Origin of the sequence: Bradyrhizobium sp. B117, assembly GCF_038969555.1 — a bacterium.
Lineage (GTDB): Bacteria > Pseudomonadota > Alphaproteobacteria > Rhizobiales > Xanthobacteraceae > Bradyrhizobium.
The window spans coordinates 3,079,065-3,103,103 of record NZ_CP152414.1; the positions used below are offsets into that span (position 1 = coordinate 3,079,065).

The following is a 24,039-nucleotide window of genomic DNA, read 5'->3' on the forward strand; positions in this document are numbered from 1 at the left end:
CCCGATGACTCAGGCAGGCGCCTACGGGCAGAGGCTTGGGCAATTCCTGCGTTTGAAGGATGCGCCGCCCTCGCTGGTCACGCGCTCGCTGCGCAGCGCTGCGCTCGCGGTCACCGAAACCCGCAATGACCGCCCGGTGCGTGGCCTATCCGGCTCGCTGACTGCCGAAGATGCCTTTCTCGTCAGCCTGAAGCTGCACGATTATCCGGACTGCGAGCTCTGGGAACGCGGAAAATGCATCATGCGGGCGGATGTCCGCGCCGGGACGACCTATCTCTACGATCTCAAGCGCGATCCGCGCTACGTGATCGACAAGCCGTTCCACTCGCTGTTTTTCTACATTCCACGCTCGGCGCTCGACAGCATCGCCGAGCAGTGCAATGCGCCGCGCGTCGACGAGCTCGACTGTCAGATCGGCGTCGGCCATGACGACGGAATCATCCGCCACATCGGCGCCTCGCTCCAGGAGGGCCTGCGCAGACCGGACGAGGCCAACCAGCTCTTCGTCGATCACATGATGCTGGGCCTGACCGCCCATGTCGCCCAGACCTATGGCGGGCTTCAGCGCCCGTCTGCATCCGCGCGTGGCGGCCTCGCGCCGTGGCAGGCGAAGCGCGCCTGCGAGCGGCTCGAAGCCGACCTCGGCGGCAAGCTCTCGTTGCAGAAGATCGCGACCGAGCTCGACCTTTCGGTCAGCCATTTCTCACGTGCGTTCCGGATTTCGATCGGCCTGCCGCCGCACCAATGGCTGCTGCAGCAGCGCGTCAAGGCCGCCAAGCAACTGATGAGCGTACGCGACCTGCCGCTGTCGGAGATCGCGATCTCGGCCGGCTTTGCCAACCAGAGCCACTTCACGCGGGTGTTCTCCTCAATCGTCGGCGTCAGCCCGGCGGTGTGGCGCCGCGAGGCGCTTGGTGCCTCGCGCGGCGGCGCTTGAAATCGGTGATGCCGGGCGCCTCAGCGGCGCTTCGCAAGTGAGATGGTGTAGGCGGGGCGCCGCGCGGCAAAGATCTCGTCCGGCGGGTGACCGATGCCATCGGCGAGATTGGCCGGATTGAAGATAGAGGCGTCGCAGGCCTCGTTCGGCTCGAATCCGGTGATCACGATCGTGCCGAGGCGTACCTCTTCGCGATGATCCTCTTCAGGCCAGCGTATCGTGACGTCCTCGGTGGGATCGCCGGGGCGATCGAGCAGCGCCATCACGTTGAAGCGGGCATCGCCTGCCGCGATCCGCGTGCCGAGATCGTCGCGCAGGAAATCGGCCGGCTTCGCCCGCGCTTCGTCCTCGCTCAGGGTGATGTCGCCGCCGGCCGGGGCAACCTTGAACTTGATGAAGCGGGTCTCGCCTTGCTCGTTCGTTGCCGGAAAGGCGTGCACGCCCCAATAGGTCGTGCCGGCAAGGCTCCCGGGCAGCCGACGCGCGGCGATGTAGTTCGCCTGGTTGAGCGTCTCAGGGTTGGCCGCCGAGAACGCCTTGACCTTCGCCATATCAGGCTTGCCGTCGGCACCCGGAATGCGCGCCTCGAGGAAGGCCAGCATCTGGTCGAGCGTTCGCGCAAAATGCACCGGCGCGCTCTCGGCGAGAATGTCGGATCGATGCTTCTCGTCGCCGAGCTTGAAGCTGAAGCCGCGCAGCACGAGGTTGTTGGTATCGGCCACATTGGGATTGCCGCCCCCGACCGAGAAGCGCGCCAGCACGCGCGATGGCCGCGTGAAGCTCTGCGATCGCGTGACCTCTCCCGCGTGGTCCGACGGGGCATAGGTGCCGCGAACGCACCAGCCCTTGGCGAAGCTTGCCCGCACCTTCGGCGGATTGCCGGCGACCGCCTTCAGGGCATCGACGATGGCAGCGGGCGTTGCGGCGGGGATCTCGGGCATGATGGGGCCTTCTTGCGTGGGCGCGCGCAGATTAGGCCTCGTGCGAAACCAGAGTCTTTCCCAAACCGATCGCGCTTGGCACGATCCTGCTCAAGGCACCTGCATGGCTGAGCGCGCGGAGTTCGTTGCCGCGCATCGGCTGGACGGTGCTCGGCTAACCGCCGAGGATCCGCCGGCAGGAATCGACGAACACCTGCGCGCCGGTGACGATATCGGCGTCGGCGGTATTCTCGGTCCAGTGATGACTGATGCCACCGATCGACGGCACGAACAGCATGCCTGCGGGCATCACGGTCGCCAGCATCTGTGCATCGTGGCCGGCGCCGCTGGGCATGCGGATGGAGCGTCCGTCAGCAAGAGCCTTGCTCGCGGTCTCGATCGCGTCCTGAATGCCCGGGTTCATCATCGCGGGCGCACCGGTGCGGATTTTCTCCACGGTGACGGTGCAGGGGCCTTTCTCGCTGGCCTCGTCGGCCATGGTCCGCAGCAGGTCCTCCAGCCGCGCGATCACGGCAGGGCTGTCGTCGCGGATCTGGAACAACATCTCGGCGCCGCCCGGGATGATGCTCGGCGCACCGGGATCGAGCGTGATGCGGCCGGTGGTCCAGACCGTGCGGGGACCGCATGCGCCCGGAAAGCGCTCGTCGATCGCGAGGCAGAATTTGGCGAGCGCCAGTCCCGCATCCTTGCGCACGGCCATGCGCGTGGTGCCGGCGTGGTTCTGCTCGCCGATGAAATTGATCTTGTACTGCCAGATGCCGACGATGGACGTGACGACGCCGATCGCGAGCTTGCCGCTTTCGAGCGTGTCGCCCTGCTCGATATGCGCCTCCAGATATCCGACGTGCCGGCCCGGCTCGGCCGCGACGCGTGCCCGCCCGGCGAGACCCATGTCGGCGAGGGCATCGCGCATGGGGCGGCCGCTGGTGCGGTCGCGCGCGGCATCGATCTCGGCCTCGGTCACTTGTCCCACATAGGACCGCGAGCCGAGAAAGCTGCCGAAATGGCCTTCTTCGTCGCACCACGCTGCGACCTCGACCGCGCCCCTGAGCGCGGGATCGGCGTTGAGCACGCGCGCGGCTTCGAGCGCATAGACGACGCCGAGCGGGCCATCGAGCCAGCCGGCATAGTTCTGGCTCTCTAGATGCGAGCCCGCCAGCAGCTTCGGTCCAGCCTTGGCGCTGGTGCCGAATACGTTGCCGATGCCGTCGATCGCTGCGGCAAGACCGGCGTCGGGCAGCTTCTGCATAAGCCACTCCAGCGATTGCCTGTGCGGCTCCGAGAAGGTCGGCTTGTGCACGCCGGTCTTGTAGGCGCCGATGGCGCGGAGCGCATTGAGGTCGGCGAGGACGCGCTCGCCATTGGCGCGCGGCTTGGTGTCAGGCATGTTCGGCAACCTTCAATGCCTCGGTGCGGATCTCCTCGACCAGCCGCTCCTTGAGCTGGACGAATTCCGGCGTGGTCTTGATCTTGTAGGAGCGCGGATGCGGCAGGTCCACACTGATCTCGGCCTTGATACGGCCGGGGCGCGCGCTCATCACGATGACGCGGCTGCCGAGGAAGATCGCCTCCTCGATGTCGTGGGTCACGAACAGCACGGTCTTCTGGTCGCGCTCCCAGATGCCGAGCAGCATCTCCTGCATCAAGGCGCGGGTCTGGTTGTCGAGTGCACCGAAGGGCTCGTCGAGCAAGAGAATCTTGGGATCATTCGCAAGCGCACGCGCGATCGCGGTGCGCTGCTGCATGCCGCCCGAGAGCTGTTTCGGCCAGTGGTTCTCGAAGCCGGTGAGGCCGACTTGGCGGATGAAGGCATCCGCGATCTTGTTTCGTTCCGCCTCGGGCACGCCGCGCTCGCGCAGGCCGAAGGCGATGTTCTCGCGCACGGTCAGCCAGGGAAATAGCGTGTAGGACTGGAACACCATGCCGCGATCGGCGCCGGGTCCGGTGACCTCGCGGCCGTCAAGCGTGACGCGGCCGCTGGTCGGGCGATCGAGTCCGGCGACGATGCGCAGCAGCGTGGACTTGCCGCAGCCGGAGGGGCCGAGGATGGTGACGAAATCGTTGTTGGCGATGGTGAGATCGGTCGGTTCCAGTGCCCTGGTCGGCGCATTGCCGTGGCGTGCGGGGAAGGTGCGCGAGACCTGCTCGATTCTGAGTGTGGTCATGCGAGCCTCCACGGAAACAGCCAGGCGTTGAACGCCTTGAACATGAAGTCCGAGAGGAGGCCGATCAGTCCGATCACGATGATGCCGAAGATGATCTGCCCGGTGTTGAGCAGCGCCTGGCTGTCGGTGATCATGTGGCCGATGCCGGAGGACGATCCGATCAGCTCAGCGACGATGACGTAGGTCCAGGCCCAGCCTAGCACCAGGCGCAGGATCTCCGCGATCTCGGGCGCGGAGGAGGGCAGCAGCACGCGGCGGATGATGCCGCGATCGCTGGCGCCCAGCGTATAGGCCGCCTCGACCAGATCGCGCCGCGTTGCGCCGACGGTCACGGCGACCATCAGGATGACCTGGAACACCGAGCCGATGAAGATGACGAGCAGCTTTTGCAATTCGCCGATGCCTGCCCACAGGATTAGAAGCGGGATGAAGGCGGAGGCGGGCAGATAGCGCGCAAAGGAGACGAAAGGCTCGAGGAACGCCTCGACCGGCTTGTAGGCGCCCATCAGCACGCCGAGCGGCACCGCGATGATCGCCGCGAGCGCGAAGCCACCGACGACGCGCCAGATCGTCATGCCGATGTCGTAGATGAATCCCTGCTTGGCCAGGAGGTCATAGCCTTCCTGCACCATGGTCATCGGGTTGGCGAGGAAGGTCTTCGACACATGGCCGCCGAGCGTCGCCCACGACCAGAGAGCAACGAACAGCACGAAGAACGCGAGGCCATAGGTCACACGCTGCTTCGATGTAACAGGGTCCAGGGGACGCATCGACGATCTATCCGGGGGTGAACAGATTTGCCGGCCCCGCAGCGAGACGGGGCCGGCAGCTCCAAAGTGACTTACTTGATGTAGCTGGCGTCGAAGAGATCCTCGACCTTCGGCGCGGCCTTGATGATGCCGATCTCGAGCAGCAGGTCGGCGGCCTCCTTGTTGAAGGTCAGGAAGTCACCGGCAAAGAATTTCTGGTTCGCAGCTTTGTCCTGCCAGCGCAGATACTTTGCCGAGTTGCCGAACTGTTCGCCGGTCTGCTTCACGTCGGCGCCCATGATCTCGTAGGCCTTGGCCTGGTCCTTGGCGATCATGTCGAGCGCCTCGAAATAGCTGTCGGCAAGCGCCTTGGCGGCCTTGGGATTCTCCGTCAGGAACTTCGGCGTGCAGCCAAAAGTGTCCATGACCATCGGGTAGTCGAGCGTGGTGGCGATGATCTTGCCCTTGTCGGGCGCGGCGCGAACCGTCGACAGATACGGCTCATAGGTCATGGCGGCGTCGTTCTGGCCGGAGACGAAGGCCTGCGCGGCCGCGGCCGGCTCGAGGTTCACGACGGTGACGTCCTTCACCGTGAGGCCATTTTTCTTGAGCATCCAGGCCAGCGCGAAATAGGGCGAGGTGCCGGGCGCAGAAGCTGCGACCGTCTTGCCCTTCAGATCCTTGATCGCGCTGACGTCGTTCCGCACGGCCATGCCGTCGGCGCCATAGCTCTTGTCGAGCTGGAAGATTTGCTTGGTGGCAACGCCGTTGGCGTTCCAGGAGATCCAGGTCTCGACTGTCGTCGCCGCGCACTGCACGTCGCCGGAGGCGATCGCGAGGTGGCGATCCTTCTGGGGAATCTTCTTGATGGTGACGTCAAGGCCGTTCTTCTTGAAGATGCCAGCCTCCTTCGCCAGCGTCAGCGGCGCGAAGCCGGTCCATCCGGAGATGCCGATGCCGACCTTGACGTCGTCGGCGAGCACGGGAGTGGAGGCCGCAAGGGCAATGATTGTCGCAAAAATCGTCGAACTACGCATGATTGTCGTCCTCTTGCAGATCGATGGATTGACGTCCTGTTGATCTCTGTCGGCCGCTATGGACCGTTGCCCGAAGCATTGCACGAATTGTGCCGACATTGTTCTCTCAGCCTCCCTTGAATCGGGCGACAAGGCGGTGAGAGTCACCGGGATAGAGCAGGCGCACCGCGGTGATCGTGCGCGCGCTGCGCCAGGTATAGCGGTCGATCACGAGACAGGGCGCGCCGATTGCGATGTCGAGCGCTTCCGCCGTGCGATCATCCGCAACGATGGCGCTGATCGTATGCTCGGCCTCTGTCCATGGGACATGATGAAGCAGCCACGAGCCCGGCGGCTCGCGCGAGAAATCCGCGGTCGCGGCACTGGGCACGGAGGCGAGATCGATCAGCCTGTCCTCGACCGCGAATGGCACCTTGTCGGCGCTGTGGCGGCAGGTGATGGCAACGACCTTGCCGGCTTTCTTGATGCCAAGACGCTCGCGGTCGGCGGCGGTCGCCGCCCGCAGTTTGCGGCCGGTCAGCTCGTATCCGTAGGCACGGCCGAGTGCGGTGATCTCGGCGCGGATGTCGGCGATCTTGAGCACGGCTGACTGATGCTGCGGGCGGCGCACGAAGGAGCCGGCGCGCCGCCGCCGCTCGATCAAATCGGCCTGCGCCAGTTCCGATAGCGCCTTGTTCACGGTCATGCGTGAGCAGCCGTAGCGCGCGACGAGCTCGTGCTCGAATGGAATGCGATGACCGGGCGGCCATTCGCCGGTGAGGATCCGCTTCTCGATGTCGGCGCGGATACGCTTGTAGAGCGTCGGCTTGTCGGCCGCATCGGTGGCAAGACTCATGCGACGAGCCTCCGCACCGCCGCGTTGAAGCGCTCGCGCGCGGCCTGGCGCAGCCGGTGCCGACCGCCTTCGACGACTTTGTGGCCGCCAGCCCAGACGCAATCGATTGCGCCGCTGCCGGCCGCAAAGATCCAGCCGTCGATGACTGCGTCGTGCGTACGGCCGGCCAGCGACGGATGCGCTGTATCGAGCGTGACGATGTCGGCGCGCGCGCCGGGCGTGAGGCCGACCATCGCCTGCGCCATCGCCTGCGCGCCACCTGCGAGCGCGTGATCGAACAGCGTGCGCCCCGTCGAGCGTCCTGCGCCGCTGGAGAGCACGTTGCGCTGGCGATGCTTCAGGCGCTGGCCGTATTCGAGCTGGCGCAATTCGTCGGCGGCGCCGACCAGTACGTTGGAGTCGGTGCCCACACCGAACGCGCCGCCGGCCGCGAGGAATTCGCGTACGGGAAAGATGCCGTCGCCGAGGCTCGCTTCGGTGATGGGGCAGAGACCGGCAACTGCGCCCGTCTTCGCGAATGCCGTGATTTCCGCATCCGTCATGTGGGTCGCGTGAATGAGGCACCAGCGCTGATCGAGCGGCGCGTGCTCCAGCAGCCATTGCACCGGGCGCCGGCCGGACCAGGCGAGGCAATCCTCGACCTCCTTGATCTGCTCGGCGGCGTGAATGTGCACCGGCCCGCCGTTCGCAAGCGGAATGATCGCCGCGAGCTCGTCCGGGGCGACCGCGCGCAGACTGTGCGGCGCAATGCCGATATTGGCGCCCGGCAATGTTGCGATCACCTTGCGCGAGGCGGTCACGAGCTCTGCGAACTCATCGACCGAGCAGATGAAGCGGCGCTGGCCGTCATGCGGCGGCGCGCCGCCGAAGGAGCCGTGCGCATAAAAACTCGGCAGCAGCGTCAGGCCAATGCCCGAGGCCTCGGCAGCCTGCGCAATACGCCCGGCCATTTCGCCGATATCGGCGTAATGCGAGCCGTCGCGATCGTGATGCAGATAATGGAATTCGCCGACGCGGGTAAAACCCTGCTCCAGCATTTCGACATAAAGCAGCGTGGCAACGGCGGTAACGTCATCCGGCGTCATCGCCAGCGCGAAGCGATACATCGTCTCGCGCCAGGTCCAGAACGTATCGGTGGAATCGCCGCGCAGTTCCGCAAGTCCGGCCATGCCGCGCTGGAAGGCGTGGCTGTGCAGGCTCGCAAGTCCGGGCAGCGCGATGGCGTGGCATTCGGCGCCGGCGGCAGGCTGCACGCCTGGCGTCACCTCCGCGATCGCGCCGGCGGTGATCACCACCTGTACGTCATTGGCCCAGCCCGAGGGCAGGAGCGCGGAGGCGAAATGCAGTCGGGTCATGATTGATTGCACGCCGGCTGGACAGAACCGCCTTACGATTATATGTCTAGACATATAAGTCAAGCATCCCAGGATGCAGAGATATCCGCGAAGGGAGACCTTCATGGCAGAGCGCTTCGACCGGATCTGGCACAATGCCCGGCTCGCCACGCTGCGGGCCGACCGTCCCGATCTCGGCGAGATCGAGCATGGCGTGATCGCCGCGCGCGGCGGCCACATCGTCTATGCCGGCGCTGCGGCGGATTTCCCTGGCGATGTCGACGCGATCGAGCGGATCGATTGCGAGGGACGCTGGATTACGCCAGGCCTCATCGACTGCCATACGCATCTCGTCTATGGCGGCAACCGCGCGCACGAATTCGAGTTGCGCCTGAAGGGTGCGAGCTACGAAGAGATCGCGCGGGCCGGCGGCGGCATCGTCTCGACGGTCGCAGCGACGCGCAAGGCGAGCGAGGCCGAGCTTGTCGCAACCGCGCTGCCGCGGCTCGATGCGCTGATCGGCGAGGGCGCCACCACGGTCGAGATCAAGTCCGGCTACGGCCTCGATACCGAGACCGAGATGCGGCAGCTGTCCGCCGCGCGCAGCCTCGGCGCTCAGCGGCCGGTTGCGATCCGCACATCCTTCCTCGGCGCGCACGCCCTGCCGGTCGAAGCCGACGGCGACAAGGATCGCTACATCGATCTCGTGTGCAAGGAGATGCTGCCCGCCGTCGCAAAGGCTGGCCTCGCCGATGCCGTCGATGCCTTCATGGAAGGTATCGCGTTCTCGGCCGAACAGACGGCGCGGGTGTTCGAGACGGCGCGGGGGCTGGGCTTGCCGGTCAAGCTTCATGCCGATCAGCTCTCGAATCTCGGCGGCGCTGCGCTCGCGGCAAGATTCTCGGCGCTCTCCGCCGATCATTTGGAGCATACCGACGAGGCCGGCGCCGCCGCGATGGCGAAGACGGGTACGGTTGCCGTGCTGCTGCCCGGCGCCTTCTACTTCATCCGCGAGACGCAAAAGCCTCCGGTCGAAGTGTTCCGCAAGCACGGTGTGCACATGGCGCTCGCGACCGACTGCAATCCCGGCAGCTCGCCGCTGACCTCGCTGCTGCTCGCCATGAACATGGGCGCGACGTTGTTCCGGATGAATGTCGCCGAATGCCTCGCAGGCGTCACCCGCGAAGGCGCGCGTGCGCTCGGCGTGCTCGCTGAGACCGGCACGCTTGAGGCCGGCAAATGGTGCGACCTCGCGATCTGGGACATCGAGCGGCCCGCCGAGCTGGTCTACCGCATCGGCTTCAATCCGCTGCACCGCCGGGTATGGAGGGGGCAGTGACGGAGCAGGGCGCAGCCATCGTCGTCAAGCCGGGAACGGTCAGCCTCGACGATCTCGCGCGCGTGCTTGCGGGCGCGTCCGTCGTGCTCGATCCTTCTTTTTGGCCCCGCGTGGATGCTGCGGCGGAGATCGTCGCGAAGGCAGCGCACGCCGCGGCGCCCGTCTATGGCATCAACACCGGCTTTGGAAAGCTGGCCTCGAAGCGCATTCCGCCCGATCAGACCACGCTGCTCCAGCGCAATCTCATCGTCTCGCATTGCTGCGGTGTCGGCCCGGCGACGCCCGAGCCGATCGTCCGGCTGATGATGGCGCTGAAGATCATCTCGCTCGGGCGCGGCGCCTCCGGCGTCCGCCGCGCGGTGATCGAGCAATTGCAGGCCATGCTGGCGCGCGGCGTCTACCCGCTGGTGCCGCAGCAGGGCTCGGTCGGCGCCTCCGGCGATCTTGCGCCGCTAGCGCATATGACTGCCGTGATGATCGGCGAGGGGCAGGCGATTGTTGACGGGGAGACTGTATCCGGCAGCGAAGCGCTCGCCGCTGCCAGCCTTACGCCACTGACGCTCGGCCCCAAGGAGGGCTTGGCGCTGATCAACGGCACGCAGTTCTCGACTGCCTACGCCATCGCCGGCGTGCTGCGTGCATTCCGCCTGATCCGCGCCGCGCTTGTCACCGGCGCACTGTCGGTTGATGCGGCAATGGCCTCCACGGCGCCGTTCCGTTCCGAAATCCAGGCGCTGCGCGGCCATGTCGGGCAAACCGCCGCGGCCGCGACGCTGACCGCACTGCTCGACGGCAGCGATATCCGCCTGTCGCATCTCGAAGGCGACGAGCGCGTGCAGGATCCTTATTGCCTGCGTTGCCAGCCGCAGGTCGGGGGTGCGGCGCTCGACATGATCACGCAGGCCGCACGCACGCTGATCGTCGAGGCCAATGCCGTCACCGACAATCCGCTGGTGCTGGTCGAGACCGGTGAGATCGTCTCCGGCGGCAATTTCCACGCCGAGCCGGTGGCGTTTGCCGCCGACGCCATCGCGCTTGCACTGTCGGAGATCGGCGCGATCAGCGAGCGGCGCATCGCGACGCTGGTCGATCCCGCGCTCAATTTCGGCTTGCCGCCGTTCCTGACACCCGATCCCGGCCTCAACTCCGGCTTCATGATCGCCGAGGTGACGGCGGCGGCGCTCTATGCCGAGAACAAGCAGCGGGCGCTCGCCTGCTCGATCGACTCGACGCCGACCAGCGCGAACCAGGAAGACCACGTCTCGATGGCCGCGCATGCCGCGCGGCGCCTCTCCGATATGGCCGACAATCTCGCCGCCATCTTGGGGATCGAGCTGCTGGTCGCAGCCCAAGGCATCACGCTGCGAGCGCCGCATGCGACCAGCGCGCCGCTCGTTGCCGTCATTGCAAAGCTTCGCGAGCAGGTGCCCGCGCTCGGCGCTGATCGCTACATGGCCGGCGATCTCGCCAAGGCCGCTGCGCTGATCGAAGCCGATGCGTTGCCGGCCGCGGCGATCGCCAGGCTTTCAACCGATCCGTTTCCGAAACTTGACTGAACAAGACTTGACTAAGGGGTGTTCCGCATGAACCGCCGACTGGACAATGACCGCACCATCCGTGCTCCCCTCGGCAGCGAGATCAGCGCCAAGAGCTGGTTGACCGAAGCGCCGCTGCGCATGCTCATGAACAACCTCGATCCTGATGTTGCGGAGCGCCCAAGCGAGCTGGTCGTCTATGGCGGCATCGGCCGTGCCGCGCGCGACTGGGAGAGCTTTGACCGGATCACCGCGGCCTTGCGCAAGCTCGAAGCCGACCAGACGCTGCTGGTGCAGTCCGGCAAGCCGGTCGGCGTGTTCCGCACCCATGCCGATGCGCCGCGCGTGCTGATCGCCAACTCCAACATCGTGCCGCACTGGGCAACGCTGGATCATTTCAACGAGCTCGACCGCCAGGGGCTGATGATGTACGGCCAGATGACCGCGGGCTCCTGGATCTATATCGGCAGCCAGGGCATCGTGCAGGGCACTTACGAGACCTTTGTCGAGGTTGGTCGTCGCCATTACGGCGGCAGCCTCGCCGGCAAATGGATCCTCACCGCCGGTCTCGGCGGCATGGGCGGGGCGCAGCCGCTGGCCGCGACCATGGCCGGCGCCTCGATGCTCGCGGTCGAGTGCCAACCGAGCCGCATCGAGATGCGCTTGCGCACCGGCTATCTCGATCGCCAGGCCGCTACGCTCGACGAAGCGCTGGCGATCATGGAAGAGGCCAAGAAGACGAAGAAGGCGGTCTCGGTCGGCCTGCTCGGCAATGCCGCCGAGATTTTCCCGGAGCTGGTCCGTCGCGGCGTCAAGCCCGACATCGTCACCGACCAGACCAGCGCGCATGATCCGATCAACGGCTATCTGCCCAAGGGCTGGACGCTCGCCGATTGGGAGACCAAGCGCGCGTCCGATCCGAAGGCGGTCGAGCGCGCCTCAAAGACCTCGATGGTCGAGCATGTCCAGGCCATGCTGGATTTCCACGCTCAGGGCATTCCGACGCTCGACTACGGCAACAACATTCGCCAGATGGCGCAGGACATGGGCCTGAAGAACGCCTTCGATTTTCCCGGCTTCGTGCCGGCCTATATCCGCCCGCTGTTCTGCCGCGGCGTCGGACCGTTCCGCTGGGCCGCGCTGTCGGGCGATCCCGAGGACATCTTCAAGACCGACGCCAAGGTCAAGGAGCTGATGCCTGACGACAAGCATCTGCATAATTGGCTCGACATGGCCAAGGAGCGAATCAAGTTCCAGGGCCTGCCGGCGCGGATCTGCTGGGTCGGCCTCGGCGATCGCCATCGCCTCGGCCTCGCCTTCAACGAGATGGTGGCGCGCGGCGAGTTGAAAGCGCCGATCGTGATCGGCCGCGATCATCTCGACAGCGGCTCGGTGGCAAGCCCGAACCGCGAGACCGAGGCGATGAAGGATGGTTCGGACGCGGTGTCCGACTGGCCCTTGCTCAATGCGCTGCTCAATTGCGCCAGCGGCGCGACCTGGGTCTCGCTGCATCATGGCGGTGGCGTCGGCATCGGCTATTCCCAGCACGCCGGCATGGTGATCGTGGCCGACGGCACGCCGGAAGCGGCGAGGCGCATCGAGCGCGTGCTGTGGAACGATCCCGCGAGCGGCGTCATGCGCCACGCTGACGCAGGTTACGACATCGCGATCGATTGCGCCCGCGACAAGGGGCTCGACCTGCCGAGCCTGGCGTAGTAGCTGCGGCTCTCTCTTTTACCTCTCCCGTAGGGAGAGGTCGGATCGCATCGTGAGATGCGGTCCGGGTGAGGGGTTTCGGTCCCTCTGAACACCGCGGCCCCTCACCCCGATTGCTGCGCAATCAGACCTCTCCCGCTGGGGAGAGGTGAAGTCAGGCGCCGTGCCACGACGTATTACCCAGCAGCTTCGGCATCGTCGTCTTGGCGCCGTCCATGAAGGTCTGGACGGCGTCGCGGACGATCGCGTCGAGATCGGGCGGGATCGGCGTCTCGTAGATGAACTTGCGGAGCGCGAGATAGAAGATTCGGCCGTGCAGGCCCCAGAACAGCTCGGTCTCACGCTCGCTCAGCGGTCGGGCCTTTGCATCCGGCAGTTTCAGATCGTGGCGCAGCTCGGCTGCAGCCGGCTCGATGATCTCGCGCCTGACGATGTCGAGATAGCGGCCGGTGATGCCGAACGACTTCATGCCGGAGAAGACGAAAATCCGCACCCAATTGTACTCGAACACGCGTTCGACATAGTCGAGATAGAAGCGCGTCAGCCGCGCCTCGAGCGACAGCGTGCGGTCGCGGATCATCGGCCCCCAATCGGGCGACCAGCGGCTGAGATAGACCTCCTGGTAGACGCGTTCGATCAGCGCTTCCTTGCTGGGGAAGTGGCGATAGATCGCCGAATGCGTGATGCCCATGCGCTTGGCGAGTTCGCGGGTCTGGCCTTCAAAACCATGTTCGGCGAAGAAGCGGATCGCCTCCTCGACGATCGCGCGCTCGCGGTCGGCCGCACGCATGTTGCGGCGCTTTGGCGCGGACTTTTCGGTCTCGGCCCGCTTGCGGACTGGTCGTTTCGCTGACTTCTGCGCTTTTCTGGCCATTTCGTCGCTGAATCGGACTCTCCATCGCTTTCTTAGCCTAAAGCTGCATTTGTGACCAAATGGTCATTTCCTGTTGACCGCCTTCCAGCGGCGTGTCAGGATTTTGAGACCAGATGGTTACAAATCTGGCATCCCGGCTGATGAGCCGACGGATCTCGAGGAAACGGCGGTGAAGGCGAGGGCTTTCAGCTATTTTCGTGCTGCGACGATCGACCAGGCGCTGGATGCTCATGCGCGCGCTGGCGATGATGCGCGCTTCATCGCCGGGGGGCAGAGCCTCGTGCCGGCGCTGTCACTGCGGCTCCAGGCGCCGCGGCTGCTGATCGACATTACCCATATCGACGCGCTGCGCGGCGTCAGGCGCGACGGCGGCTATTTGCGCATCGGCGCGCTGACGCGGCATTGCGAGATGCTGAGCGAGCCGCTGATAGCCGAGTTCGCCCCGCTGCTGCATGCGGCGGCGCCCTTCGTCGCCCATCCCGCGATCCGCAATCGCGGCACTTTCGGCGGTAGCGTTGCGCTGGCCGATCCCGCGTCCGAATTTCCTGCGATGACGCTGGCGCTCGATGCGGAGATTGAGATTGCTGGCGCTTCGGGCGGCCGACGCATCAAGGCCGACGACTTCTTCCTCGACCTGTTCGAGACCGCTTTGCAGCCCGGCGAGCTGATCACTGCTGTCTTCGTCCCGCTGTTCAAGGCCGACCAGCGCTTTGCGTTCGACGAACTGGCGCGGCGGCGCGGCGACTATGCGCTGGTCGGCTGCGGCATGCTTGCGACTTTCACCGGCGAACGCGTTGACGACATCCGTATCTCCTTCTTCTCGGTCGGCAATACGCCAACGCGGGTGAAGGGCGCCGAGGCGACCCTGATCGGATCGAGCCTGGATGCGGAGCGTATCGCCGCTGCCCAGGCCGCGCTTGAAGGCGACCTCGCGCCGCCCGACAGCGACGAGGTGCCGCCCGCGATGCGGCTGCATCTCGCCCGCGTGCTGCTCGGCCGCCTGCTCGGACGTCTGGGCGAGGGCGCATGAATCATTCTGACGAGACCCTGCTGGATGACGCGGACGAGACCGTGCGTGTCCGCCTCGTCGTCAACGGTCGGAAGGTCGCCTGTGAGGTCGCGCCGCGTGAGACGCTGGTGGATTGTCTGCGCAATTCGCTCGAGCTGACCGGCACGCATGCCGGCTGCGAGATGGGGGCCTGCGGCGCCTGCCTCGTGCAGCTCGACGGCCGCGCCGTGCATTCCTGCCTGATGTTCGCGGTCCAGGCCGACGGTGCGGCCATCAACACCATCGAGGGCCTCTCCGACAGCGGCCTGATCGCCGACCTCCAGGCCGAATTTCATCGCCGCAACGCGCTGCAATGCGGCTTCTGCACGCCGGGCATGCTGATCAATGCCCACGAGCTGCTGTCGCAGGTGGCGCAGCCGAGCCGGGACGAGATCCGCGACGCGCTGTCGGGCAATTACTGCCGCTGCACAGGCTATGAAGCGATCGTCGACGCCATCGACGCCGTAGCGAAAGCACGCAGCGCTGGCGGAGGCGCCACATGATCGCGCCTCTGACCTCGCTTGATCGCCCCAATTCCTATATCGGCCGTTCGGTGCCGCGGCCGAACGCCAAACGGCTTCTGGCGGGGCGGGGCCGCTATATCAGCGACCTCAAACTGCCGCGCATGCTCCATGCCGCGTTCCTTCGGAGCCCGCATGCGCACGCGAAGATCGCTGCGATCAATGCCGATGAGGCCCGCGCGCTCGAAGGCGTGCATCTCGTGGCCACCGGTGAGGATCTCGCAAAAATTTGCATGCCCTGGACCGGCACGCTCGACCATTTCAGGGGCATGACCTCGGCGCCGCAATTGCCGCTGCCGGTCGATCGCGTGGTCTGGGCAGGGCAGGCGGTCGTCGCGGTCGTTGCGGAGAGCCGCGCGATTGCCGAGGATGCGCTGGAGTTGATCGAGGTCGATTACGAGGATCTTCCGCTCGTCGTCGACATCGACGGTGCGCGCGAGGTTGGTGGTCCGGTGATCAATCCCGGCAGCGCCAACAATACCTGCTTCCGCGCCCAGCTGGATAACGGCACCGTCGACGTCGCCTTCGCGAGTGCGGCGCACGTCGTGGAAGAGGAATTCACCTTCGGCCGCCATACCGCGGTGACCCTGGAGCCGCGGGCCATCGTCGCGGACTACGATCCAGCCGCCGGTACGCTCACTGTGCATCACGCGACGCAGACGCCGTATCAGTTTCAGGACCTCTACTCGCGGCATTACGGCATCCCCGAGGCCCGCGTTCGCGTGATCGCGACCGACATCGGCGGCTCCTTCGGGATGAAGCTGCATGTCTATCACGAGGACATGGCCGTGGTCGGCCTGTCGATCCTGCTCGGCCGCCCCGTCAAATACGTCGCCGATCGCATCGAGTCTTTTGTCTCCGACATTCACGCCCGTGACCACCGCGTCCACGCCAGGATGGCGCTCGATGCCAAAGGCGAGATCCTGGCGATGGACGTGCTGGACTTGACCGCGATCGGGGCGTTCTCGACCTATCCGCGCACCAGTGTGGTCGAGGGCAATCAGGTGATCCGACTGATCGGCGCGCCCTATCGCTTCAAGAACTATCGCGCCACGCTCGAGGTGATCTTCCAGAACAAGGTGCAGACCAGCCAGTACCGCGCCGTCGGTCACCCCATCGCCTGCGCCGTCACCGAGCGGCTTGTGGACATCGCCGCGGCGAAACTCGGCCTCGACCCCTTCGCAATCCGCGCGCAGAACGTCATCGCCGACGACGCCTATCCGCAGACCTCGCCGACCGGCTACCGCTTCGAGGCGCTGTCGCATCAGGCCTGTTTGAAGCGCCTGCATGACATCATGGATTACGACGGCTTACGCGCCGAGCAGGCTGACTTGCGCAAGCGCGGCATCTATCGCGGCATCGGGATTGCGACCTTCGTCGAGATCACCAACCCGAGTCCGGCCTTCTACGGCGTCGGCGGTGCGCGGATCTCTTCGCAGGACGGCGCCATTCTCAGCTTGACCCCGTCGGGCGAGGTGCGCTGCCTGATCTCGGTTACCGAGCAAGGGCAGGGCACCGAGGCGATCATCAGCCAGATCGTCGCTGATCAGCTCGGCCTCGCGCAGGAGCACGTCAAGGTGATCACCGGCGATACCGAGGTGACACCGCATGGCGGCGCCACCTGGGCCTGCCGCGGCGCCGGCATCGGCGGCGAGACCGCACTCCAGGCGACGCGCGCGCTCAAGCGCAACATTCTGGAGATCGCCGCACTCATTCTCCAGGAGCAGTCCTCGGCGCTCGACATCATCGACGGGCACGTGGTTGACGCGGCGACCCGGAACCAGCGCATGCCGATCGCCGAGATCGCGCGCATCGCCTATTTCCGCTCCGACACGCTGCCGCCGGGCACCCAGGCGCAGCTCACCGTGAGCCATCACTTCGCGCCGCAGGGCTATCCCTTCGCCTTCACCAACGGCATCCAGGGCTGCTCGCTGGAGATCGATGTCGAGACCGGCTTCATCAGGGTGCTGAAGCATTTCATCGTCGAGGATTGCGGCCGCGTCATCAACCCGATGCTGGTGGACGAGCAGCTCCGCGGCGGTATCGTGCAGGGGCTGGGCGCCGCGCTGTTCGAGGAATGCCGCTACAGTGACACCGGCCAGCTCATGAACGGCTCGCTCGCCGACTACCTCGTCCCGATGCCGATGGAGATGCCCGACATCGTCATCGCCCACGTCGAGACGCCGACTGCGGACACGGTGCTCGGCGCAAAGGGGGTCGGCGAGGCCGGCACGGCGGCGGCGTCCGCCTGCGTGCTCAACGCCGTCAACGATGCGCTCGCGCCATTCGATGCCACGATCAACTCGGTGCCGATCACGCCCACCAAAGTCCTGAAAGCCCTGAAGCGATTCTAGAAAAAAGACAGTTGGAGGAAATCATGCCCAAATCCGGTTCGACGTCGAAGATAACCCGCCGCACTGCGCTCGCCGGTCTCTCGGCCGGCGCGGCACTCCTCGCCATGCCCCGGCTCGGCCGCGCGGCGGACGAGACGATCCGCATCGGCTTCCCGACGCCGCTCACGGGCCCGTTCGCCGCCGAAGCGCGCGATCAGGTCAAGTGCGCCGAGCTCGCCGTCAAGCTCGTCAACGACAAGGGCGGCATCGCCGGCCGCAAGGTCGAGCTCCTGGTCCGTGACGACAAGCTCAACGCCGGCGAAGCCGCGACCCGGACGCTGGAGCTGATCGAGAAGGACAAGGTTCACGCCGTGGTCGGCGCACTCTCCAGCGCGGTGCAGCTCGCGGTCAACGAGGTCACCCGCGCTCGCGGCGTGATCTACGTCTCGATCAGCCAGTCCGACACCATCAACGAAGCCAAGGATTTCAGCAAATACACGTTCCATGAAGCGCTGAACCCGCACATGACGACGGCGGCGGTGGCGCGGCAGACGCTGAAGAAGGGCATGAAGGTCGCGCATCTTGTGGCGGATTATGCCTACGGCCATGAGATGCTGCGCGGCTTCAAGCGCGCGCAGGCGGCGATCGGGGCGGACAATGTCGGCGAGATCCTGCATCCGTTCGGCGCGGCCGACTATTCCACCTTCATGCCGCGCCTGATGTCGATGCGGCCGGACGTGCTCTGCATCTCCAATTTCGGCCGCGACCAGGCCAATGCGATCAAGCAGGCCGTGGATTTCGGCGTGAAGCAGCAGATGAAGATCGTCGTCCCCGTGATCCTGCACAATCAGCGCCTCGCCGTTGGTCCCGACGTGTTCGAGGGCGTGGTCGGCGGCGCCAATTACTATTGGGGCCTTGAGGGGCAGAGCAAGTCGGCAGCCGCTTTCAACGCGGCGTTCAAGGCCGCCAATGGCGGTGCGATTCCGACCGATTACGGCGCCTATGGCTATTCCGGCGTCGGATCGCTGCTCGCGGCCATGCAGGCCGCCGGTGGCACCGACACCGACAAGGTGGTCGATGCCCTCGAGAAACTGCAATACGATCTGACCAAAGGCCCGCAGCACTATCGCAAATGCGACCATCAATCGGTGCAGTCGGTGCTGGTGCTGGAGTCCAAGAAGAAATCGGCCATGACGGGCGACAACGACCTGTTCGCCATTCTCGCCAACGACGCCGGCTCCGACGACATGCTGCGCAGCTGCAGCGAGCTCGGCCACGCGACCTAAGTCTTGTGACGATGGACCTGTCGCTGATCATCATGCAGCTTCTCTCCGGGATCGCCCTTGGGGCGGTCCTGGTGATCACTGCGCTTGGACTGACGATCGTGTTCGGCATGCTCGGGGTGGTGAACTTCGCGCACGGCGCGCTGTTCATGATCGGAGCCTATGCGGGCCTCTATCTGGCGTCGCTGACTGGAAGTTTCTGGTGGGGATTGCTGCTTGCGCCCATCCTGATCGGCGCCTTCGGCATGCTGATCGAGTTCGTCCTGATCCGCAGGCTCTATGGACGCTCGATCGACGATCCGCTGCTGTTGACCTTCGGCCTCAGCTACATCCTCGTCGAGGGCGTGCGCATCGTGTTCGGCAGCGACGGCATTCCGTTCCCGACCCCGCCGCAATTGATCGGCGTGGTCGATCTCGGCATCGGCTTCTTCCCGCGTTACCGCCTGTTCGTGATCGCGCTGGTGGCGGTGGTGCTGCTGGTGCTCTGGCTGACGCTGGAGAAGACCCGCGTCGGCCTGATCGTGCGCGCCGGCGCCCGCGATCCCACCATCATGCAGGTGCTCGGCGTCGATATCGGCCGGGTATGGCTTGCGATCTTCGGCCTCGGCGTCGGCCTCGCCGCGCTCGGCGGCGTGCTGGCCGGGCCCATGCGCAGCGTCAATCCGGAGATGGGCTCGCTGGTGCTGGCGGAAGCTTTTGTGGTTACCGTGATCGGTGGTCTCGGCTCGATCGTCGGAGCCGTCGTTGCCGGCCTCATGGTCGGCATCTCCATCAGCATGGTCGCGCTGTTCGCCCCTGAGATGGCGACCATCGTCATGTTCGCGCTGATGGCGGTGGTGCTGCTGATCCGCCCGCAAGGCCTGTTCGGCGTGAGGGGGAGGACCGCGTGACGGGACCATCGAGCGGCGAAGCGACCGCCACATCCTCGTCCGGCGCGATGGGCTGGCTCCTCGAGCAGCGTGTGCTGCTATCCATCGCCGTGCTGGCCGTGCTGCCTTGGCTGCTGCCGTCCCAGGCGCTGGCCGTCAACGTCCTGATCTACGGCGTCGTGGTGATGGGCTACAATTTGCTGTTCGGCTACACCGGGCTGCTGTCATTCGGCCAGGCGGCGTTCTTCGGTGCCGGGGCTTACTTCACGGGCATCGCGATCGGCCGCTACGGTGTGCCGTGGTTCGCCGCGGTGCCGATTGCCGTGCTGCTGAGCACCTGCCTTGCCGCCGCGATCGGTATCGTCTCGACGCGCACGCGGGGCATCTATTTCTCGATGGTGACGCTCGCGCTCGCCCAGCTGGTCTATTACGTCGCGCTGCAGGCCTCGTTCTTCACTGGGGGCGAGAACGGCCTGCGCGGCTTCACGGTCGACCGGATCAGCCTGTTCCGCCTTCAGGTCAATTTCCTCGATCCCATCAACAAATACTACGTGCTGATGGCCTTCGCGGCGCTGGCGATGTGGTTCCAGTCGCGCATTCTCAACTCGCCGTTCGGGGCCGTGATCGAGGCCATCCGCGAGAACGAGCAGCGGGCTCGGGCCTGCGGCTATGACGTCGAGCGCAGCAAGCTGATCGTGTTCATGCTGTCGGGCGCGATCTCCTCGCTCGGCGGCTGTATGCTGGCGCTGCACCTGTCGATCGTGCCGCTGGACATCCTGCACTACCAGACCTCCGGGATGATCGTGATGATGGTGCTGCTCGGCGGCGCTCGCAGCTTCTTCGGGCCCTTCGTCGGCGCGGCGAGCTTCCTGATCCTGGAGGACGTCATCTCGCTCTGGACGCCGCATTGGCAGATCTTCGTCGGCGCGATCTTCGTGCTGTTCGTGCTGTTCCTGCCCAAGGGTATCTGGGGCACGCTGCTCGATACGCTTCGTATCGGAAAGGCGCGGCCATGACCGGCGAACTGCTCCGCGCCGAGGGCATCGGCAAGCATTTTGGCGGCTTCGTCGCGCTTGAGGGCATCACTGTGTCCTTTGCAGCGGGACAGCTCACCTCGATCATCGGGCCGAACGGAGCGGGCAAGAGTACCTTCTTCAACATTCTCTCGGGTGCCCTGGCCCCGACCTCGGGCAAGCTGCACTTCAGAGGAATTGAGCTCAACGGCCTGCCGCAGCACCGCTTCGTGCACCAGGGCATCTCGCGCTCCTACCAGATCACCAACATCTTCCCTGACCTGTCCGTGCACGAGAACGTCCGCGTCGCGGCGCAGGCGCTCACCGTAAGCTACGATATCTGGCGGAGCCGCGCCCGGCTGACTGAGCTGAATGCGCAGGCCGATGCCGCGCTGGAAGCCGTCGGGCTCCTCGGCAAGCGCGGCGAGCTGGCAAAATTCCTCTCCCACGGTCAGCAGCGCGCGCTGGAGATCGCGATCGCGCTGGTTTCCGAACCGGAATTACTGCTGCTCGACGAGCCGACCGCCGGCATGGGGCCGGAGGAAACCAAGGACATGGTCGCGCTGCTCGAACGGCTCGCCGACAAGCGCACCGTGCTGCTGGTCGAGCACAAGATGAAGATGGTGCTGGGTCTGTCCAAGCGCGTCGTGGTGCTGCACCACGGCCGCCTGCTTGCGGACGGCGCGCCCGACGAGATCAGGAGCAATCCGGAAGTCCGCCGGGTTTATCTCGGACAGAGTGAAGGCTATGGCTGAGACCGCGCTGCTCGAAATCAACGACCTCCACGCCTGGTACGGCACGAGCCATATCCTTCACGGCATCTCATTGCAGGTGAATCCGGGCGAGGTGGTCGCACTCGTTGGGCGCAACGGTGCGGGCAAGACCACGACCTTGCGGGCGATGATGGGGCTTATGCCAAAGGCGGCAGGGCGCGTGCGCTTTGCGGGCACGGACCTCCTGCCGCTGCGTGCCCATCAGCGGTTTCATCTAGGCTTGGCATACGTGCCTGAGGAGCGCCGTATCGTCCCGGGCCTGTCCGTGCGCGAGAATCTCCGGCTTGGCCTCGTCGCCGGCGGCGATATCGATGAACGCGCCGCCATCGACGAAATCGCGGAGACCTTTCCACGCTTGAAGGAGCGCCTCGAGCAGGAAGGCGTGACGCTCTCGGGCGGCGAGCAGCAGATGCTGGCGATCGCACGCGCCCTGATCGCGAAGCCGAAGATGATTCTGCTCGACGAGCCCTCTGAAGGGATCATGCCCGTCCTGGTCGAAGAGATGGGCGTGCTGTTCCGCCGCTTGCGCGACGAGGGCAAGACGCTGCTGCTGGTCGAGCAGAACGTCGAATGGGCCCTGCGCCTCGCCGATCGCGCCGTCATCATCGATCAGGGCGAGGTGGTGCATCAGAGCAGCGCCGCGGCGCTGCTGGCGGACAAGGACATTCAGGAGCGCTACTGCGCGGTCTGATGAGCCTCAGGCCACGACCTTGGCCGCTCCACCGTCGAGCCGTTGCCGTTCGGTCGCCAGGTAGTCGCCGATCGCATCGCCCGGCATCGGTTTTGCGAAGTAATAGCCCTGGATGTAATCGCAGCCGAGGCGGCGCAGGGTGTCGAGCTGCGCACGGGTCTCGACGCCTTCGACGACGCAGGCGATCTCCATGTCGTCGCACAGACCCGTGAGCGACTTGATGATCTTGTGGCTGACGGGATTCTCGTTGATGTCGGCGACGAAGCTGCGATCGACCTTGATCTTGTCGAGCGGCAGCCGGTGCACATGGCTCAGCGAGGAATAGCCGGTGCCGAAATCGTCCAGCGAGATGCCGCAGCCCATCGCCTTCAGCGTCGCGATCGACCGCTGCGCGCGCACGAAGTCGAAAGTGACGGCGGTCTCGGTGATCTCGAAATCGATCCGGTGCGGCGGCAGCCCGCTCGTCTCGATGATCGAGATCAGCGGCAGGATGCCCTCGACCGCGCAGACATCGTGGGCGGAGAGGTTGAACGACAGACGGACGTGGTCTGGCCAGGTCTTCGCCGTCGCGAGCGCGCGCGCCAGCAGCGCCTGCGTCAGCGGGCGGATCAGGCCGATGCGCTCGGCGGCCGGAATGAAATCGGCCGGCGAGACCAGGCCGAGGCGGGCGCTGTGCCAGCGCGCCAGGACCTCGAAGCCGGCGGTGTGCTCGCTCATGGCGTCCACGATCGGCTGGAACACCAGGTCCATCTCGGTGCTGAAATCGGCGGTGCGCAGCAGGGTCTCGATGACGCCGCGGCTGCGGATCTCGGCCTCGAGCTCGCTCGAGAAGATCACGGTGCGGCCGCGCACATGGCGTTTGGCGTGATAGAGCGAATAGTCGGCGCATTCATACAGCGCTTCTGACGTTGTCGCGGAATCCGGGAACAGCGCAAAGCCGATCGAGCAGGACAGGCCGGTATGGGCCGTGTCGAGCTGGTAAGGCAGCTTGACCTGCTCGCCGATGCGTTCGCCGAGCCGCGTCAGGTCCGCATCGTCAGGGTCGCCGCATACGACGAGGCCGAACTCGTCGCCGCCGAGCCTTGCGAATTCGACACGCTGCGGACCAAAGCCTTCGCAGACCTCGCGGATACGCCGGCCAGCCTCGATCAGGACGCGGTCGCCGACCGAATGGCCGTAATTGTCGTTGATTGGCTTGAAGCCGTCGAGGTCGATGATGCCGACCGCGACGCGAACCTTCCTGCGCCCAGCGTCGATGAAAGCACTCGACAGCTCGGCGAAGAAGCGGCGGCGGTTCGGCAGCTCGGTGAGCGAATCCAGATTGGCGAGACGGAAATTCTCGTCCGAGAGCGCCTGCGTCGCCGCCTGCTGTGCGAGTAGCGATTTGCGGCTGGCGACGAGATCGGCGAAGTCGCGATAGTAGATGACCAGCACGGTCACCATCGCGCCGGAAACCAGAAGGTTGTTGACGGCGATCGCCTTCAGGGTTGGCTCGCCGGTGGCCCAGAAGAACAGCACATAGGGCACGTCGACGACCAGCGTGACGATCAGCGCCGCCGAACGCAGATGCATCAGCGAGAAGATGCAGCCGATCACGGTGACGGCCATGTAGAAGGCGACCTGGCTCTTGGCGAAGGGGTCGCCGTAAGGATAGAGCGCGAACGACCACGCGGTGAAGCCCGCGCCGATCGGCAGCGTCATCCAGTTGGTGGCGCGCAGATTGCGCAGGATGTCGGCATCGCTGCGCACGAGATGACGCTGGCGCAGCCACCAGATGGTCCGGAGCGCCGCAAGCACGGTCAGCACCGAGGGCACGACCATCGTCAGCCAGTCCGGCGCCACGTTAACATAGGTATAGGCGACGGCGATCGTGTTGCTCATGAGGATGAAGTAGAGCAGCGGGATCTGCTTGGAGAAGGCGTCGAACTGCGCGCGCGTCAGGTCCGGATTGTCGGCCGGCACGCGAAACAGCCGCATCGCGGCGGCGAGGTGAGACTTCAAATCGGCGACAGGCATTGCAATACGGCCCCGGATCCCTTCAAAATG

At 65.6% G+C, this 24,039-nt stretch carries 21 protein-coding genes; 12 read left to right on the top strand and 9 right to left on the bottom strand.

What is annotated here, in order from left to right; genetic code table 11:
- The first annotated feature begins 4 nt into the window (after positions 1 to 4).
- Complete coding sequence (locus AAFG16_RS15065; RefSeq protein WP_342739623.1) at positions 5 to 937, top strand: AraC family transcriptional regulator; 933 nt, start codon at positions 5 to 7, stop codon at positions 935 to 937.
- 20 nt (positions 938 to 957) lie between these two features.
- Here the strand turns inward: AAFG16_RS15065 and AAFG16_RS15070 are convergent, their stop codons facing one another.
- The 7 genes from AAFG16_RS15070 to AAFG16_RS15100 form a co-directional block, all read right to left on the bottom strand.
- Positions 958 to 1,878, bottom strand: a complete 921-nt coding sequence (locus AAFG16_RS15070) for a catalase family peroxidase (protein ID WP_342739624.1) — start codon at positions 1,876 to 1,878, stop codon at positions 958 to 960.
- Positions 1,879 to 2,032: 154 nt separating this feature from the next.
- Positions 2,033 to 3,265, bottom strand: coding sequence for a Zn-dependent hydrolase (locus AAFG16_RS15075; protein ID WP_342739625.1), 1,233 nt, complete (start codon positions 3,263 to 3,265; stop codon positions 2,033 to 2,035).
- The gene (locus AAFG16_RS15080) at positions 3,258 to 4,043 is read right to left on the bottom strand and encodes an ABC transporter ATP-binding protein (protein ID WP_283085263.1); all 786 of its coding nucleotides are present in this window, start codon (positions 4,041 to 4,043) and stop codon (positions 3,258 to 3,260) included. Before AAFG16_RS15080 ends, AAFG16_RS15075 begins: the two co-directional genes overlap by 8 nt.
- Positions 4,040 to 4,813 carry an ABC transporter permease gene (locus AAFG16_RS15085; protein WP_342739626.1) on the bottom strand — a complete coding sequence of 258 codons (774 nt, stop codon included), beginning with the start codon at positions 4,811 to 4,813 and terminating at the stop codon, positions 4,040 to 4,042. The genes AAFG16_RS15080 and AAFG16_RS15085 overlap by 4 nt, the downstream gene beginning before the upstream one ends.
- A gap of 71 nt (positions 4,814 to 4,884) precedes the next feature.
- Positions 4,885 to 5,829, bottom strand: a complete 945-nt coding sequence (locus tag AAFG16_RS15090; RefSeq protein WP_283085265.1) for an ABC transporter substrate-binding protein — start codon at positions 5,827 to 5,829, stop codon at positions 4,885 to 4,887.
- Between the two features lie 106 nt (positions 5,830 to 5,935).
- On the bottom strand, positions 5,936 to 6,664 hold the full coding sequence (gene hutC, locus AAFG16_RS15095; RefSeq protein ID WP_342739627.1) for a histidine utilization repressor: 729 nt from the start codon (positions 6,662 to 6,664) through the stop codon (positions 5,936 to 5,938).
- Entirely contained in the window at positions 6,661 to 8,019 is a 1,359-nt protein-coding gene (locus AAFG16_RS15100) for a formimidoylglutamate deiminase (protein WP_342739628.1), read from the bottom strand. Before AAFG16_RS15100 ends, hutC begins: the two co-directional genes overlap by 4 nt.
- Positions 8,020 to 8,122: 103 nt before the next feature.
- Between AAFG16_RS15100 and hutI the strand changes: the two genes are divergently transcribed.
- From hutI to hutU, 3 genes are read left to right on the top strand one after another with little or no spacing between them, the layout of a single operon-like run.
- Positions 8,123 to 9,337 (top strand): imidazolonepropionase, encoded by a 1,215-nt coding sequence (gene hutI / locus AAFG16_RS15105; RefSeq protein ID WP_283085268.1) that lies wholly within the window; start codon positions 8,123 to 8,125, stop codon positions 9,335 to 9,337.
- A complete protein-coding gene (gene hutH, locus AAFG16_RS15110; protein ID WP_342739629.1) occupies positions 9,334 to 10,893 on the top strand; it encodes a histidine ammonia-lyase in 1,560 nt (519 codons plus the stop codon). The genes hutI and hutH overlap by 4 nt, the downstream gene beginning before the upstream one ends.
- 27 nt (positions 10,894 to 10,920) lie before the next feature.
- Positions 10,921 to 12,588, top strand: a complete 1,668-nt coding sequence (gene hutU / locus AAFG16_RS15115; protein ID WP_342739630.1) for a urocanate hydratase — start codon at positions 10,921 to 10,923, stop codon at positions 12,586 to 12,588.
- A gap of 154 nt (positions 12,589 to 12,742) precedes the next feature.
- Here the strand turns inward: hutU and AAFG16_RS15120 are convergent, their stop codons facing one another.
- Positions 12,743 to 13,378, bottom strand: coding sequence for a TetR/AcrR family transcriptional regulator (locus tag AAFG16_RS15120; protein WP_342739631.1), 636 nt, complete (start codon positions 13,376 to 13,378; stop codon positions 12,743 to 12,745).
- A gap of 253 nt (positions 13,379 to 13,631) precedes the next feature.
- Here AAFG16_RS15120 and AAFG16_RS15125 point away from each other — a divergent pair, with 253 nt between their 5' ends.
- Genes AAFG16_RS15125 through AAFG16_RS15160 form a run of 8 tightly spaced genes read left to right on the top strand, consistent with a single transcriptional unit; the run spans position 13,632 to position 21,993 of the window.
- Positions 13,632 to 14,492: a xanthine dehydrogenase family protein subunit M gene (locus AAFG16_RS15125; RefSeq protein ID WP_283085272.1), complete on the top strand. Its 861-nt coding sequence runs from the start codon at positions 13,632 to 13,634 to the stop codon at positions 14,490 to 14,492.
- A complete protein-coding gene (locus AAFG16_RS15130; protein ID WP_342739632.1) occupies positions 14,489 to 15,013 on the top strand; it encodes a (2Fe-2S)-binding protein in 525 nt (174 codons plus the stop codon). Before AAFG16_RS15125 ends, AAFG16_RS15130 begins: the two co-directional genes overlap by 4 nt.
- Positions 15,010 to 17,385 carry a xanthine dehydrogenase family protein molybdopterin-binding subunit gene (locus AAFG16_RS15135; protein WP_342739633.1) on the top strand — a complete coding sequence of 792 codons (2,376 nt, stop codon included), beginning with the start codon at positions 15,010 to 15,012 and terminating at the stop codon, positions 17,383 to 17,385. Before AAFG16_RS15130 ends, AAFG16_RS15135 begins: the two co-directional genes overlap by 4 nt.
- A gap of 23 nt (positions 17,386 to 17,408) precedes the next feature.
- The gene (locus AAFG16_RS15140) at positions 17,409 to 18,650 is read left to right on the top strand and encodes an ABC transporter substrate-binding protein (protein WP_342739634.1); all 1,242 of its coding nucleotides are present in this window, start codon (positions 17,409 to 17,411) and stop codon (positions 18,648 to 18,650) included.
- Positions 18,651 to 18,661: 11 nt separating this feature from the next.
- A complete protein-coding gene (locus AAFG16_RS15145; RefSeq protein ID WP_027564099.1) occupies positions 18,662 to 19,537 on the top strand; it encodes a branched-chain amino acid ABC transporter permease in 876 nt (291 codons plus the stop codon).
- Positions 19,534 to 20,532 (top strand): branched-chain amino acid ABC transporter permease, encoded by a 999-nt coding sequence (locus AAFG16_RS15150; protein WP_342739635.1) that lies wholly within the window; start codon positions 19,534 to 19,536, stop codon positions 20,530 to 20,532. Before AAFG16_RS15145 ends, AAFG16_RS15150 begins: the two co-directional genes overlap by 4 nt.
- Complete coding sequence (locus tag AAFG16_RS15155; RefSeq protein ID WP_342739636.1) at positions 20,529 to 21,284, top strand: ABC transporter ATP-binding protein; 756 nt, start codon at positions 20,529 to 20,531, stop codon at positions 21,282 to 21,284. The genes AAFG16_RS15150 and AAFG16_RS15155 overlap by 4 nt, the downstream gene beginning before the upstream one ends.
- Positions 21,277 to 21,993, top strand: a complete 717-nt coding sequence (locus AAFG16_RS15160) for an ABC transporter ATP-binding protein (RefSeq protein ID WP_342739637.1) — start codon at positions 21,277 to 21,279, stop codon at positions 21,991 to 21,993. The genes AAFG16_RS15155 and AAFG16_RS15160 overlap by 8 nt, the downstream gene beginning before the upstream one ends.
- A gap of 6 nt (positions 21,994 to 21,999) precedes the next feature.
- Here AAFG16_RS15160 and AAFG16_RS15165 read toward each other — a convergent pair whose 3' ends face one another.
- Positions 22,000 to 24,009, bottom strand: a complete 2,010-nt coding sequence (locus tag AAFG16_RS15165; protein ID WP_342739638.1) for an EAL domain-containing protein — start codon at positions 24,007 to 24,009, stop codon at positions 22,000 to 22,002.
- Positions 24,010 to 24,039: the final 30 nt, after the last annotated feature.